The organism is Pedobacter frigiditerrae, assembly GCF_004331645.1.
Classification (GTDB): Bacteria; Bacteroidota; Bacteroidia; order Sphingobacteriales; family Sphingobacteriaceae; genus Pedobacter; species Pedobacter frigiditerrae.
Map to the genome: position 1 here is coordinate 667825 of NZ_SJSK01000002.1, position 15786 is coordinate 683610.

The 15786-nt window shown below is 33.0% G+C and carries 7 protein-coding genes; all 7 read right to left on the reverse strand.

All coding sequences use genetic code 11. The features are described from left to right. Positions 1-53: 53 nt before the first annotated feature. Positions 54-2444, reverse strand: coding sequence for an ABC transporter permease (locus tag EZ428_RS09730; RefSeq protein WP_131552948.1), 2391 nt, complete (start codon positions 2442-2444; stop codon positions 54-56). 270 nt (positions 2445-2714) lie between these two features. Then, positions 2715-5105, reverse strand: coding sequence for an ABC transporter permease (locus tag EZ428_RS09735; protein WP_131552949.1), 2391 nt, complete (start codon positions 5103-5105; stop codon positions 2715-2717). Between the two features lie 76 nt (positions 5106-5181). Further along, complete coding sequence (locus EZ428_RS09740) at positions 5182-7566, reverse strand: ABC transporter permease (RefSeq protein WP_131552950.1); 2385 nt, start codon at positions 7564-7566, stop codon at positions 5182-5184. Between the two features lie 60 nt (positions 7567-7626). Further along, positions 7627-9999, reverse strand: coding sequence for an ABC transporter permease (locus EZ428_RS09745; RefSeq protein WP_131552951.1), 2373 nt, complete (start codon positions 9997-9999; stop codon positions 7627-7629). A gap of 94 nt (positions 10000-10093) precedes the next feature. Next, positions 10094-12463 carry an ABC transporter permease gene (locus EZ428_RS09750; RefSeq protein WP_131552952.1) on the reverse strand — a complete coding sequence of 790 codons (2370 nt, stop codon included), beginning with the start codon at positions 12461-12463 and terminating at the stop codon, positions 10094-10096. Between the two features lie 99 nt (positions 12464-12562). Next, positions 12563-14941 (reverse strand): ABC transporter permease, encoded by a 2379-nt coding sequence (locus EZ428_RS09755; protein WP_131552953.1) that lies wholly within the window; start codon positions 14939-14941, stop codon positions 12563-12565. A 94-nt stretch (positions 14942-15035) separates the two neighbouring features. Next, positions 15036-15734: an ABC transporter ATP-binding protein gene (locus EZ428_RS09760; protein ID WP_131552954.1), complete on the reverse strand. Its 699-nt coding sequence runs from the start codon at positions 15732-15734 to the stop codon at positions 15036-15038. Between the last annotated feature and the right edge of the window lie 52 nt (positions 15735-15786).

A 15786-nucleotide genomic window follows, 5' to 3' on the forward strand; every position in this document is an offset into this window, starting at 1 on the left:
TAAGTCTTTGATCATTGCTCTTTCATCTTTGGTCTTTAAGCTTTCAGCTTAAATTACTCGTATTTCAATGCATCAATTGTATTTGCTTTTGCTGCTTTATAACTTCTCAGTGTAACTGTAATAATGGTAATGGTCATAGATATTAACATGGCAAAAACAAAAGGCCAAATGCTTAAATCGATACGATATTCGAAGCCTGCTAACCAATTTTTAACAAAAATGTAAGCTACTGGCCAAGCCACCATATTTGCTATTAGCACCATCCATAAAAATGAACTATTTAACATTTTAATGAGCTCTAAATTTGAAGCCCCTAAAACCTTTCTAATGGCAATTTCTTTGGTACGTTGTGTGGCCACAAAAGAAATTAAACCAAACAAGCCAATGAAAGAAATAAAGATGACCACACCTGCAAAAACTTTAAAAAGTGTACCCATAATTTGTTCTGTTTCATAGTATTCTTTTAAACTTTCATCAAAGAAATTATTTTCGTAAACGTAGTCTGGAAAAGTAGCGTTAAATGTACTTTCAATTTTTTTAAGCGTTGCTAACATCTCTTTTTTATCTAACTTAATGGCAACGTTTTCATAGTTCCTTTTTCTAGAGAATATAGCTATTGGTGCAATTGCTTCATGTAATGAATAATTATTAAAATCTTTCACTACGCCAACAACTGGACCAGATGCCCCCCATATGCGCATTATCTTGCCTATAGCATCTGCTGGATTTTTAACATTCAGTTTTTTAAGTAAAGTTTCATTTACCACAAATTCTTTTGTGGTATCACTTTTAGCTAATTGTCTTCCTGCTATTAAGGTTAACCCAAAGGTTTTAAAGTATTCATCATCAGCAGTTTTAACATTTACCTGAAATTCTGCACTTTTTGAACTGTTGTAGTTAAAGCTGGTTTCGTTATTATTGCCAGAAGATGGTGCTCCCCCATTAAAGCTTATACTCTTTACACCATTTATTGCCAATAGCCTTTCTTTAAAACCACTGTATTTTATTTGGCTTACACTATCTGTTGGTAAATTTATCATTGCGATTGCGTCTGTATCAAACCCAAGAGATTTATCACGTATGTAACTCATTTGTTTAATTACAACAAGTGTACTTACAATTAAAATTGCAGTAATGGCAAACTGTACAACAACCAAAGTTTTACGCAAACCAACTCCTCCAGCGTTTGCGGCAACTTTATTTTTTATAGCCAAAGCCGGACTAAAACCAGACATAACTAATGCTGGATACAAACCTGCTAAGAAGCTTACCAAAACCAATAAACCTAACAAGAAAATAAATATAATCGGTTCACCAAACAAACTGAAATTGACATCACCACCAAATAGATTTTCCATTTTTGGCAAGGTTAATTCGGTTAATACACAGGCTAATAACAAGGCAATCACTGTAATCAATGCAGTTTCGCTTAAGAATTGCCAAATCAACTGCTTGCGTCTGCTTCCCATTACTTTACGAACACCAACTTCCTTGCTCCTGCTAATTGCTTGCGCCGTAGCAAGATTTACGAAATTTATACAAGCAGTTATCAGCAAGAACAAACCGATAATGGCTAAACCCAAAATTTGCTTGTAAGGTGTAACTTGGTTTGCAAAATTGCCATAATCTTCATTGTGGTGAATATCACTTAATGGTTGAAACTGATGTCCTTCTTTTCCTGGTCCTTTTTCCACATAATATTTCTTGATGAACTGTTGCAATGGTTTATCTAACTCTGTAACCGCTACACCTTTTTTAAGTAATACAAAACACTCAGAACTTGAGGAAACAGAATTCCATACTTTCAAATTTCTATTATTGTAGCTTGAATAGCTAAAAATAATACCTAACGGGAAACTGCTATTTTGTGGATTATCTTTAATTACTCCAGTAACTTTAAAATCTTTATCGGTATTAAAATTAATGCTGTTACCTACTGCTTTTTGCCAATCTCCAAAATACTTTATAGCCATTTTTTCTGACAGCACTACTGTATTTGGTGTATTTAATGCTTGATTTGCATTGCCTGATAACCAGTTATAATCGAAAATTTCGAAAAATGAGGGCTCTGCATAAAATACAGATTCAGAATCTTTAATTTCTGATTTGCCTTTTTGTGCTTTTACTTTTACTATGCCTCCACTTTGCTGAATAGCAGCAACCTTTTCAAATTGTGAGAAATCATTTCTCATAGCTGGAGCTAAAGGTAAGGGTACACCCGGCGATTGAAATTCATTTGCATCTGCATATTTCCATGAAGATACCACACGATATATTCTATCGCTATTGACGTAATCCTTATCAAAGCTGGTTTGATAGCTCACAAAAATGAAGATGAGAATGCAGCTGGCTAATCCAATTGATAGGCCAAAAACATTTATGGCGGTATATCCTTTGTATTTCCAAAGGTTGCGAAGGGCGATTTTTAAGTTTAATTTAAACATCCTGTGAGATTTGAGATGTGAGATTTGAGATGTGAGACATAGTTTGAAAATTATTTCGATTAGAGATGTGCCAATTTTATACCAAGGAATTAAAATAAATTAAACAACTATAATTCAGATACTTAATAATTTTAATTGCAAAAAAATGTTCGTTTTCGAACAATAGCTGTACGCTTGCGAACGGTTAATTAAGGTGGAAGGTATTGAGTTGGAAGGCGGAAGGTTGTTGATGTACAAACCCTACGCCTTATTACCCTCTACCATCAAAATTTATTCGTATTTTAAAGCATCAATTGTATTTGCAACTGCAGCTTTGTAAGAGCGGATGCTTACTGTTAATAAAGTAATAATCATGGTAATGCACATGGCTAAAATAAATGGCCAAACACTCAATTCCATTCTATAGGCAAAACCTTTAAGCCATTCACTCACAATTAAGTAAGCAATTGGCCAAGCCACTAAATTTGCGATAAATACCATCAACAGAAAGGAACCATTTAGCATTTTTACCAACTCAAACGTAGTAGCGCCTAAAACTTTTCTTATTGCCATTTCTTTAGTGCGTTGTGTGGCTACAAAAGCCATCAGCCCAAATAAACCAATAAAAGAAATAAAAACAATTACTCCAGCAAAAACTTTAAATAGAATGCCCATTATTTTTTCGGTTTCATATTGGCTATTAATACTTTCATTCACAAAACTTGAATAATAAATCTGGTCTGGAAACAAACTATTCCACAATTGTTCAATTTTTTTATCTGCTGAGAATAAATGTTTAGTATCTAATTTTATGGCCGCCCTCCAATAATTATTTTTACCCGCAGAAATGGTTAACCCAGAAATATTGTCTTTTAGCGATAAATCATTAAAATCTTTAATTACACCAATTATTGGAATATTTTGTCCGGTAGAGTTTATCAATTTACCTATGGCATCTTGTGGATTATTAATGTGAACTTTCTTTAAAAAGGTTTCGTTAACCACGTATCCATTTGCTGTATCATTTTTAGCAAATAGTTTTCCGGCTATTAATTTTAAATCGAATAATGAAAAATAATCTTCATCCGCTTTCATTCTCCTTACCTCGAAATCTTTATTTTTTATTCCATTAAATGTAAAATCAGATGAATTTATATTTGGCGATAAAGGCGCATCCTGACAATAACTCACTTTGTTAACACCAGGAATTTTCAACAATCTATCTTTAAAATTCTCATGCTTTAGCCTATTCAAACTATCATTTGGTAAGCTAATCATCATTACTTCGTTTGCGTTAAAACCAAGCTGTTTTTGTTGTAAATACTCCATTTGGCGCATTACTACTATGGTACTAATAATTAGAATAATGGCTATTGAAAACTGCACTACTACCAAGATTCTGCGCAAACTTAAACCACCATTATTTAGCTTAATTTTGCTTTTAATTGCCAATACTGGTGTAAAACCCGACATGATGATAGCTGGATAAAAACCCGCTAAAAAACCGACAAACATCACCAAACAAAGCATAAATACAAAAATGATTGGATGCTGAAACAGACCAACAGAAATAGTGCCTTTAAAAAGATTTTCCATCTGAGGAATAGCTAATTCTGCTAATACACAAGCAATAAGCATTGCCGCTAATGTTACTAAAAAAGTTTCGGTTAAGAATTGCACAATTAATTGTTTACGCAAACTTCCCATTACTTTTCTAACACCGACTTCTTTAGCTCTGTTAATAGCTTGAGCTGTACTTAAATTAACAAAGTTGATGCAAGCGGTAATAATTAAAAAAAGCGCTATAATGCCCAATCCGTAAATCTGGGTTTTACTAATAGTGAGGTTAGAAAAGTTATCATAATGTTCACTAAAATGAATATCTCGTAATGCTTCTAATTTGTTGTTTTGATTGCCCGCAACTTTTCTGTCGGCATAATTCTTCTTATTAAATTGCGCCAATGATGTTTCGATATCCTTAGCCTTTAAACCGTCTTTTAATAATATGTAAAACTCATTTCCAGAACTTACACAATCCCAGCATTCATCATCTTTCTCTGGATAAGTTTGATAACTTACCATAATATTGAGCGGGAAACTGCTATTTTTTGGAATATCCTTAAATACACCACTAACTTTTAGCAAGGTTTTATTGCCCATTGTTACGTTTTTACCAATCGCATTTTGCGAATTCCCGAAATAATGCTTGGCAGCTGTTTCTGATAATACTACCGTATTGGGTTCATTTAATGCTGTAGTTGGTTTTGCATACAACCACTGCATTCCAAATATTTCGAAAAAATCAGGTTCAACGTAATAAACGGTTTCGTCTTTTTTAACTAAATCCTTACCCGTAGCATCTTTAACGCGGATGATGTGCCATTTTCTAAAAATTGCCGCAGCTTTTTCTATTCCTACAATTTCATTCTTTGCTGTTTTTACAGCTGGAATTGCAACCGCATTCGAATAATCATCAAAAGCATCGTATTTCCATTCGGTTACAAATCGATAAATTCTATTTTCATTTTTAATGCTCTCATCAAAACTTAATTGATAGCGAATAAACAAAAAGATAAGGATACAACTTGCCATTCCGATGGAAAGACCAATAACGTTGATAAAAGTATAGCCTTTGTTTTTCCATAGATTTCGCAATGCGATTTTTAAGTTGAGTTTGAACATCTTTCAGTATTGAGAAGTGAGATATGAGATTTGAGACATAGTTTTATAGTTGAAAATTGTTAACTGAAAACTGTCTCTATTCGTATTTTAAAGCATCTACAGGATTTGCTTTAACTGCTTTTCTAGCTTGTATGGTTACGGTAACAATGGTTAATAAAATGGTTATTAGTGCACTTAAAGTAAAAGGTAAAATAGGCATATCTACCCGGTAGGCAAAAGTTTCTAACCACTTTTTGGTAAGAATATAAGCCAAGGGCCAAGAGATTAAATTGGCAACTAGAACCATTACAAAAAATGTTTTATTAATTAATTTAAATATTTGTAAATCATTTGCTCCCAGTATTTTTCGCACTGCGATTTCTTTTATTCTGCCATTAGTGATGTACTTTGCAAAGGCAAATAAACCTAGTATTGCAATAAAAATGGTTAGTATGGCTGCTGCAAAAAACACAGACTGTAACTGCTCTTGTTTTTTGAAGAGCTTGCCATAAAGTTCATCTAAAAATTCGTATCGAAAATCTTCTCCATCTTTTGGATTAATTTGTAACCATTGGGATTTTAATGCAGCTAAAGCCTCTGCCATTCTGTTTTCCTCAATTTTAACCATGATTTGCGTTTTATAATCTCCATGAGGATCATTAATGGTATAAATGGTGGGTTGAACTGCAATTTCAAAACCTTGCGATTTAAAATCTTTAATTACACCAACTATTTTATATTCAATACCACTGCCTGTAATAGTTTGCCCAATAGGATTTTTCATTCCATATTTCGCTGCTGCAGTTTCATTGACCACAGCAGAATTTACCGTATCAGTTTTAAATGTATTAGAGAAGAAACGACCCTCCTTTAATTTGATATTAAGAGTCTCGAAATAATCAAATTCAACGTTTACAAAATCAATATTGGCCTTTACACCATTAGCTGAATAACTATTTATCCCATTTGTACCGCCTGGTATATAGGTTGCCACGGTTGCTGACTGAATACCCGGAATTTTCAACATTTTCTCTCTAACTGGTTCAAAATTTACTGACCCCATTTTCGCAGGCTTATTAAAAAGTGTTAAATTTTTAATATAAACTACTTGATTTGTTTTAAAACCTACATCTTGGCTTTGCATATACTTTAATTGCGAATTGATGGTAAATAAGCTAATGATAAATACTACAGCAATACTAAATTGAAATACCAGTAGGCCATTACGCAACCAATAACTCTGTTTACTGGTAGAAAAATTTCCTTTTAAAACCAATGCAGGTTTAAAACCTGATAAAACTAAAGCAGGATAAATACCAGCAATTATTGTAATTACCAATAAAATAAGTGGCAACTGCCAAAATAATTTGTTTTCCAAATCCCAAATAGTGAGTTGGACTTGAAATAGGTTATTGAAGCTTGGTAAGATTAATTCTGCTAAAATTAAAGCCAAAATGATAGCTACAAAGCATTGCATAAAAATCTCTACCAGAAACTGCGTGGTTAATTGCAAACGGAAAGCGCCCATTACTTTTTTAATACCTACTTCTTTGGCACGTTTGGTAGCTTGTGCAATACTTAAATTAGTAAAATTAATACAGGCTATTACCAAAATCAATATTCCTAATACTGAAAGTGCAATTAATATTTTATATGGAGTATCGTTACCTGCTTTTGGTCTTAAATGCAAATTAGATAATGGATCTAAGAATGCAGAAATACCTTTAATTTCATCATTTCTTTTACCTTTTTTACTTTTTAGTAATTCAGCTTGGTATAGGTCTGTAATTTTTTGCTCCAAATTTATCACATCTGTTCCAGATTTTAACTGTAGGCAAATGGTATAATTGTTCATGTCATAATTATCCCCATTACCTAATTCATTGCCAATAGAGACACCATCGAAAACAAAGTTAGAGTGCAGGTTATTTTTTATCGACCCAGCTATTGTTCCCGTTATTCCCGAGTTACTAGCTCCAAAACCAACCATTTCGGGCTTATTATCTTTTTTACTTGGGAAAAGCGTTTTCATACTTTTATCACTTAAATAAGTAAGCCTTTCTACATCTCCAGATGGTTGTACTAAACCACCTTTTGGCTGTATGTTGAGGATTTTCGCAGCATTATAATCAGCGGCCAGAATTTTTCCAGTGAAAAGTGTTTTTTTCCCATTTTTGATTGTCAACTCAAAAGAACTTTCTTTTATAAGACCAACAGACTCAACTTCAAGAAAATTTTGCTTAATGGCTTTTGCAAATGGAGCAGCCGTGTAATAAGTTTTAAATTCTGGATATGTTATACCAACAACATAAATATTATCATAATTCGGGTTTTCCTTATCAAAAGTAGTTTCATAAGTTGCGTACATCATTACCAAAATAAACGCAGCTAATGCAATAGCCAAACCACCAACATTAATTGATGTTATACCTCTGTTTTTCCAAAGGTTTCGTAATGCGATTTTTAGGTTGAGTTTAAACATAGTAATGTAATGGTTACGAGTTATGAGCCCAGACTTATAACCGGCAACTCTTAACTATTATTATTCATATTTCAATGCGTCTACTGGATTTGCTTTTACAGCATTTCTAGCTTGAATACTTACTGTTATAATGGTTAAGGATATGGTTATAACTGCGCTTAATATAAAAGGCAATATTGGCATTTCGATTCTATAGGCAAAAGTCTCTAGCCATTTTTTGGTTAAAATGTAAGCTAATGGCCAACTGATTAGATTGGCAATCATTACCAGTACAAAAAATGAACTATTAATTAATTTAAAGATTTGCAAATCATTTGCACCAAGAATTTTTCGCACTGCGATTTCTTTTATTCTACCATTGGTGATGTATTTTGCAAAGGCAAATAAGCCTAACATTGCAATTAAAATAGTAAGTATTGCTGCTGCAAAAAACACAGATTGTAACTGCTCTTGTTTCTGGAAAAGCTTACCATATAATTCATCCAAAAATTGATAACGAAAATTATCTCCATCTTTTTTATTAATATCAGACCATTGTGATTTTAATGTTGCTAAAACTTCTGACATACGGCTTTCATCAACCTTCAGCATAATTTCTAGTTTACTGTTGCCACAAGGGTTTTTCATTGTATAAATAGTTGGTTGTATTGCCGTTTCAAACCCTTGAGTTTTAAAATCTTTAATTACGCCAACAATTTTATAATCGGTTCTACATCCTCTAATTATTTTACCTATAGGGTTTTTCAGTCCATATTTTGCTATTGCACTTTCATTTAAAATCGCTGAACTTGCAGTATCTGTATTAAAATCTTTTGAAAAAAACCTACCTTCTTTTAACTTAATATTTAGGGTTTCGAAATAATCAAAGTCTATATCCAAGAAATCTATATTAGCTTCTTTTCCTTCTACAGTATATCCATTTGTTCCATTTTCCGAGCCATCTGGTATTCCCGAAGCTACCGTGGCAGACTTAACACCTTCTATCTTCATTATCCTATCCCTTATCGGCTCAAAATCTTTAGGGTTAGTAAAGTATGCGATGTTTTTGATATAAACTACTTGATTTGCACTAAAGCCAATATCCTGGCTGCGCATATATTTCAGTTGAGAGCTAATAATTAATAAACCAGTTATAAAAATTACTGCTATGCTAAACTGCACAACCAACAGGCTATTTCTTAACCAATAACTTTGTTTACTTGTAGTGAAATTACCTTTTAAAACTACTGCAGGTTTAAAGCCAGAAAGTACCATTGCAGGATAAACACCAGCAATTAACGTAATGAAAAGTAGAATTAAGGGTAATTGCCAAATCAATACGTTATCCATACGCCAAATGGCCAAATCAACCAGGAATAAATTATTAAACTGTGGCAAAATAATTTCTGCAATAATTAAACCTAAAACTGTGGCAACCACACATTGCATAAAAATTTCAAGCAGAAATTGAATGGTAAGCTGAAAACGAAAAGCACCCATTACTTTTTTTACGCCAACTTCTTTTGCTCTTTTTGTAGCTTGTGCAATGCTTAAATTGGTAAAATTAATACAAGCGATTACTAAAATCAGTAAGCCTAAAACAGATAAGGTAATTAATATCTTATAATTTGCATCAGTACCTGCTTTTGGTCTTAGGTGTAAGTTCTTTAATGGATCTAAAAATACACTTACTTCTTTAACACGTTCTAAAACACTCTTATCAGTTTCTCCCTTTACAAGCTCTGCTCGGTACATAGCAGTTATTTTTTGCTCAAGATTAGCTATATCTGTTCCTTCTTTAACTTGTATATAAGTGTTATAATTATTGTAGCCATAATTTTCACCTTCTCCTAAAACGTTAGCAATTGACAAGGCATCAAATGTGATATTAGAATGTTTATCGTTAATTACTGCACCTTGAACAGTAGCTGTTTGACCAGCAGATTTACTTCCCAAACTAACCAACTCAGGTTTGTTATCTTTTTTATTTGGAAACAATCCATCCATATTTTCCTTGCTCAGGTAAAATAGACGTTCATCACCAGCTGGTTTATTTAATCCTCCGGTTGGATTTATATTAAACATTTTGGCTGCATTGTAATCAAGCCTTAATAAATTCTTGGTAAAAATAGTAGCTCCATTACTCGAAATAGCAAACTCAAAGCCACCTACCTTTGTTACTCCTACATTTTCTACTTCTGGTAAATTATCCTTTATGGCTTTTCCAAATGGCGGAGGTGTGTAATTGGTTTTAAGGTCTGGCAAAATCCTTCCAACTATATAAATTTGATCGTAATTTGGATTTTTCTTATCAAAACTAGTTTCGTAATTAGCATATAGCGTAACCAATATAAATGCTGCTAATGCCACTGCCAAGCCACCAACATTAATTGAAGTTATTCCTCTATTTTTCCAAAGGTTTCGCAATGCGATTTTTAAGTTGAGTTTAAACATTTTTGAGTATTTAGTAGTTAGTATAAAGCTGTTAGACCTTAATAGTCGCTGTCTTTATTCCTTGCTCTTTTATCTTTTAAGCTTTCAGCTTAATTTATTCATATTTCAAAGCATCAATTGGGTTAGCCTTCGCCACTTTAATGGATTGTATACTTACTGTTAAAATGGCAATCAAAACAGAAATAACAATAGCCAGTGCAAAAGGTAAAAATGATATTGACACTCGATAATCAAAAGTAGAAAGCCATTTATTAATAACTACATAAGCCAATGGAAAAGCTATTACATTGGCTATAGCAACCAGTTTTATAAAATCCTTATTTAGCAAAGTAAGTATATTTCCTGTACTGGCACCCAAGACTTTACGGATACTAATTTCCTTTTTACGCTGTTCTGCCATAAATAATGCTAATCCGAGTAAACCCAAGCAAGAAATGAATATGGCAAAACCACCAAACCAATTAGAAAGTGTCCCTAATAACTTTTCATCCTGAAACTTAACCTCGAAAGATTCGTTTACAAATTTTCGATTAACAGGATAGTTAGGTTCTATTTCTTTAACCAATTCATCTATTTTTTCTAATGATGAACTGATATTTTGATTAGGATTTAAACGAACGATTACTGCTGATGCTCCCCAAGTTGAACTCGGAAAAAATATCATTGGCGCAACTTTCTGATAAGCGCTTTCTACAACAAAATCTTTAATAACACCAACAACAGTCCTATCATTATCCCAAAATTTAATTTTTGCACCAACAGGGTTTTTAAGCTTCATCATTTTAACAGCCGATTCATTCAGCATCGTACTATTGCTATCATTTACAGAATTTATGACAAACTCTCTTCCAGAAACCAATTCAGTGCCTATAGTTTTAATAAAATCACTTCCAATCCCCCTATTGTTGAAAAGAATTGACTCTCCCGGAGTTTTTCCTTCCCAAGAAACATCCATAGTATTATTTCCACTTTCTGTAATATCCTGACTAAATAAGGTAACGTTAGCCGCTGCACCAGATTTTAGCAATTGAGTTTTTAACAATTCTAGCTTACTTTGATCGGCCATTTTACCTCGTACTGCAATTTGGATTAAATTTGATTTATCATAACCAATAGGTTTATTTTTTACATAATTAAGCTGCTGATAAATAACAGCAGTACAAATTATTAAACAAGCGGCAAATACAAACTGTCCAACTACCAATACTTTCCTCACAGAAACTGATGAATCTGATTTAATTTTTAAACCTTTTAATACTTTTATTGGTTCAAAGGATGACAAGTATAAGGCAGGATAACTTCCGGCAATTAAACCAGTAAATATCATCAAGCCAAAAAGAACAAACCAAAAAGCACTATTCTTATAATCGATAGTTAGCTTTATATTTAATAGATTATTAAAATATGGCAAACTAATTTCTACAAAAATGAATGCTAAAACCGTTGCCATAAATGTAATGAGCATCGATTCTAAAAAAAACTGATTGATTAAAGATCTGCGTGAAGAACCAATTGCTTTACGTACACCAACTTCTTTTGCCCTACCTTCTGAACGAGCGGTTGACAAATTCATGAAGTTTACACAGGCAATTAGCAGTATGCAAAAGGCTAATAGTAAGAATATTTTTATTTGATCTATTTTTCCTCCAATAGATTTTCCATTTTCAAAATCGCTGTAGAGATGCCATTTAGTTAAAGGGTGTAACAATGCTTCTGCCGTGTTTCCTTTTTGATTTCGTTTATAAACACCAAACATTTCAGCATTTGCTTTAGAGAAAAAAGCATTGTCTTTTAATTGTACAACGGTAAGACACATGTTATTTCCCCAATTGAGCTCTTTTGCCCAAGTTTCTCTTTTTTCAAATAACGCCCAAGGCATTAAACACTCAAAAACAATACTATTATTGGCTGGCACATCTTCAATAACGGCTGAAACCTTTAAAACATCCTGATTTTCTAATTTTACTGTTTTGTTTATAGGATCTTGTGTTCCGAACAATTTCTCAGCAAAAGACTTGGTTAAAATAATGGTATTTATATCTTTTAAAACTTGTTGAGCATTACCTTTTATAAATTTATAATCGAATATTTTAACAAAATTCAGATCTGCAAAAACCGCTTTGCTATTAATTTTTTTATCACCAACAGTAATCAGCTTCGGATTTGGATAGGTAGAGTGCGATGCATATTTTACTCCGGTAATTTTCTGTTGCACCTCATTGGCCATCGCATTTGGTGTCCACGCCCAGCTAAATGTTTTTCCATTGGCAACAGAGTTTTGATAAACCACATAAGTTTTATCGTTATTAGTAAATTGCTTATCGTAACTCCACTCGTAAGCTACATAAATAAGCAAAACCATACAACTGGCTAAGCCAATAGCCAAACCTCCGATATTTATTAATGAAAAGCCTTTGTTTTTCCAAAGGTTCCTCAAGGCGATTTTTAAGTTAAGTTTAAACATTTGTGAGTATTTAGTAGTTAGTATAAGTAGTTAGACGATAATAGTCACTTTCTTTATTCTTTGATCTTTTATCCTTAGTCTTTAAGCTTTCAGCTTAAATTATTCGTATTTCAATGCATCTACAGGGTTTGCCTTTGCCGATTTATAGGCTTGAAAACTCACCGTTATCAAAGCCATCATTAAAGTTCCCAATCCTGCAATTGGTATAATCCACCAAGTTATTTCAGTATGGAATTCAAATTTGGTTAGCCATTCATTCATCAAATAATAACTTAATGGAACAGAGATAATAATAGAAACTGTAATCATTTTCACAAAAGAAAGTGACAATAATTGCATCAGGTTAAATAATGATGCGCCTAACACTTTTCGAACACCAAATTCCTTCGTTCTTTGCTCTGCACTATAAGCAACCAAGCCATATAAGCCAAGGCAAGACACAAAAATTGCCAGTCCACCGAAAAGATTCGATAGAATACCTAGTGTTTTTTCTGAATTATACTTCTCTAGATAAATTGAGTTTAAGAATTTAATTTCAGTTGGATATGCTGGATTCAATTGTTTTGTGATTTCGGTAATTGTAGCAATGTTTTGTGCTATCGAATTTGCTTCATTTAAGCGCATAGTAATTGTACCAGTTCTATTTGGGTCAAAAAATACAATCACTGGATTATTTGATTTATACGGGGAATCCCATACATAATCATCAAAAACACCAACAATAGTATATTTATCATCAAATATTGTAACAGTTTTGCCAATGGGATTTGTATAACCGAATACTTTTAGAGCTGCAGCACTAATTAATATGCCAGCAGAGTCTGATGCGAAATTCTTAGAAAAATCTCTTCCCTCTTTTAATTTAATTCCATTTGTTTTAATGAAATCATAAGTAGTTGCTACTTGATTAAATAATTGTGTATTGACTGGTTTAGCCATTCCCTCCCATTTTACATCCATAAAATTTTGTCCACGATGCGATAGACCTACAGATGATTGGGACACAGCCGTCACAGATCCAGATTTAAGCAGTTGAGATTTAACAACCTCGAACTTTGTTTTTAACTCGCCATCTTGCGGAACTTCTACAAGCGCATTAACATCAACTCCCATTGGCCTATTTTTTATAAATTGTATTTGACGGTAAATTACCATCGTAGAAATAATCAATACAATAGCAAAACAAAACTGACCAACAACAAGTACTTGTCTAAGGTTGATGGCTAAAATTCCATTAGATTTTATTCTCCTTTTTAAAGTTTGGATAGGATTAAATGCCGACAGATAAAAAGCAGGGTAACTCCCAGCAATTATACCAGTTAAGAATACTATTCCTAAAATCCACATCCAACTTGATGCACTAAAATATCCAATACTTAATTTAATGTTTAAGAGATCATTAAACGTTGGCAAGAAAATTTCTAACAGGGCAATTGCAACAATTACAGCAATAAAAGTCAACACCATTGATTCTGTCAGAAACTGCATGATCAATGAAATTCTATTGGCACCAATTGTCTTTTTAATGCCAACTTCTTTTGCACGTTTTTCTGATTTCGCCGTGGCCATGTTCATGAAATTGATACAGGCAATCATCAAAATACCAAAAGCCAATGCTACAAATAGATAAATTTGCTCAATATCACCACCAACATTTACACCATTTTCAAATTTGCCATACAGATGAAGCTTACTTAATTGGTAAAGGAAGTAAGGCTGATTTGCTTGCTCTAAATGTGCTTTTACTACTTTATCTATTTTTTGATTAACCTTAGTTGCATCGGCATTTGGATCTAATAAAACCATGGTAACAAAACTAAAATTGCCCCAATTAAGTTCTTTTGCACTAGCATCTACCATCTCATAGAAAGCCCAAGGCATTAGAAAATCGAATTTTAAAGTTGCAGAAGTATTATCTGGCAAATCTTTAATTACTGCAGAAACAGTCAGATCTTCTGTATCTTGATATTTAACAACTCTATTTAATACTTGTGTAGAGCCAAATAATACCTTCGCTGTGCTTTCAGTAAGAATTACTGACTTAGGATTTTGCATCGCAGTTGCTGCATTACCTACTATATATTGGTAATCAAACAATTTGAGTATTTCTGGTTCAGCAAATTTTCCTAGTTTTTTAAAACTATTTTCCTCAACCGCAATTAATGCTTTTTTGAGGTAATTCATTCTTGCTAAATGTTTAATTTCTGGAATTTCTTCTTTTAACAATGGCCCGAGTGCTGTTGTAGAACCTTCGAAAGTGTTTGAAATTTTGCCATTATCACCAGGTATGTTGGTCATTATAGTGTACAAATTTTCGGTATTTTTTCCTTGTTTATCAAAATTCCACTCGTAGGTAACATATAGCAGCAACATTAAGCAAGCAGCAAGGCCAATGGCCAAACCAATTACATTAATGAAAGAAGAAGTTTTATTCTTCCACAAGTTGCGCAAAGCGATTTTTAAGTTGAGTTTAAACATTTTTGAGTATTTAGTAGTTAGTATAAAGTAGTTAGACCTTAATGGCCGCTATCTTTACTCCTTGCTCTTTTATCCTTAGCTTTAAGCTTTCAGCTTAAATAAGTTCTTCCGTTCTACCTTTATTAATTTTTTCAGAGATAACATGACCATCTTTAAGGTTGATAATTCTGTTACTGAAACTTGCATCATGGCTTGAGTGAGTTACCATTACGATAGTTGTCCCTGTCTCATTCAACTCACAAAGCAATTCCATAACTTCATTACCGTGTGTGCTATCCAAATTTCCAGTAGGCTCATCAGCTAAAACCAATTTAGGTTTGGTAACCAAAGCTCTAGCAACTGCAACACGTTGTTGCTGACCACCAGAAAGTTGTTGAGGAAAGTGACCTGAACGGTTAACAATGTTCATCCTGCCAATAATTTCATTTACTAGTTTTTTACGTTCGCCGGCAGGAACTTTATTGTATATCAGTGGCAACTCAATGTTTTCAAAAACGGTTAATTCATCAATTAAATTGAAATTTTGAAACACAAAACCCATATTTCTTTTTCTAAAATTTGAACGTTCCCTATCGTTCAAGGTTAATAGTTCTGTCTCAATGAATTTATAACTACCACTTTCAGGTTTATCTAAAAGTCCCATTACGTTTAACAAAGTTGATTTTCCGCAACCAGAAGGACCCATAATAGAAACAAACTCACCTTCTTTTACATGAAGATTAATTCCGTTTAAAGCAGTAGTCTCAATTTCTTCAGTTTTGTAAACTTTCTCCAGATTTTCAATTTTAATCATAATAATTGTTGTAAGGTTTTAATGTTGCCTGCCTACCCTAGGCAGGTTAAGT

What these genes read in the sequence shown, in the direction of transcription:
- EZ428_RS09730 (WP_131552948.1), bottom strand. Translation starts at nt 2,444, where the DNA reads ATGTTTAAATTAAACTTAAAAATCGCCCTTCGCAACCTTTGGAAATAC.
- EZ428_RS09735 (WP_131552949.1), bottom strand. Translation starts at nt 5,105, where the DNA reads ATGTTCAAACTCAACTTAAAAATCGCATTGCGAAATCTATGGAAAAAC.
- EZ428_RS09740 (WP_131552950.1), bottom strand. Translation starts at nt 7,566, where the DNA reads ATGTTTAAACTCAACCTAAAAATCGCATTACGAAACCTTTGGAAAAAC.
- EZ428_RS09745 (WP_131552951.1), bottom strand. Translation starts at nt 9,999, where the DNA reads ATGTTTAAACTCAACTTAAAAATCGCATTGCGAAACCTTTGGAAAAAT.
- EZ428_RS09750 (WP_131552952.1), bottom strand. Translation starts at nt 12,463, where the DNA reads ATGTTTAAACTTAACTTAAAAATCGCCTTGAGGAACCTTTGGAAAAAC.
- EZ428_RS09755 (WP_131552953.1), bottom strand. Translation starts at nt 14,941, where the DNA reads ATGTTTAAACTCAACTTAAAAATCGCTTTGCGCAACTTGTGGAAGAAT.
- EZ428_RS09760 (WP_131552954.1), bottom strand. Translation starts at nt 15,734, where the DNA reads ATGATTAAAATTGAAAATCTGGAGAAAGTTTACAAAACTGAAGAAATT.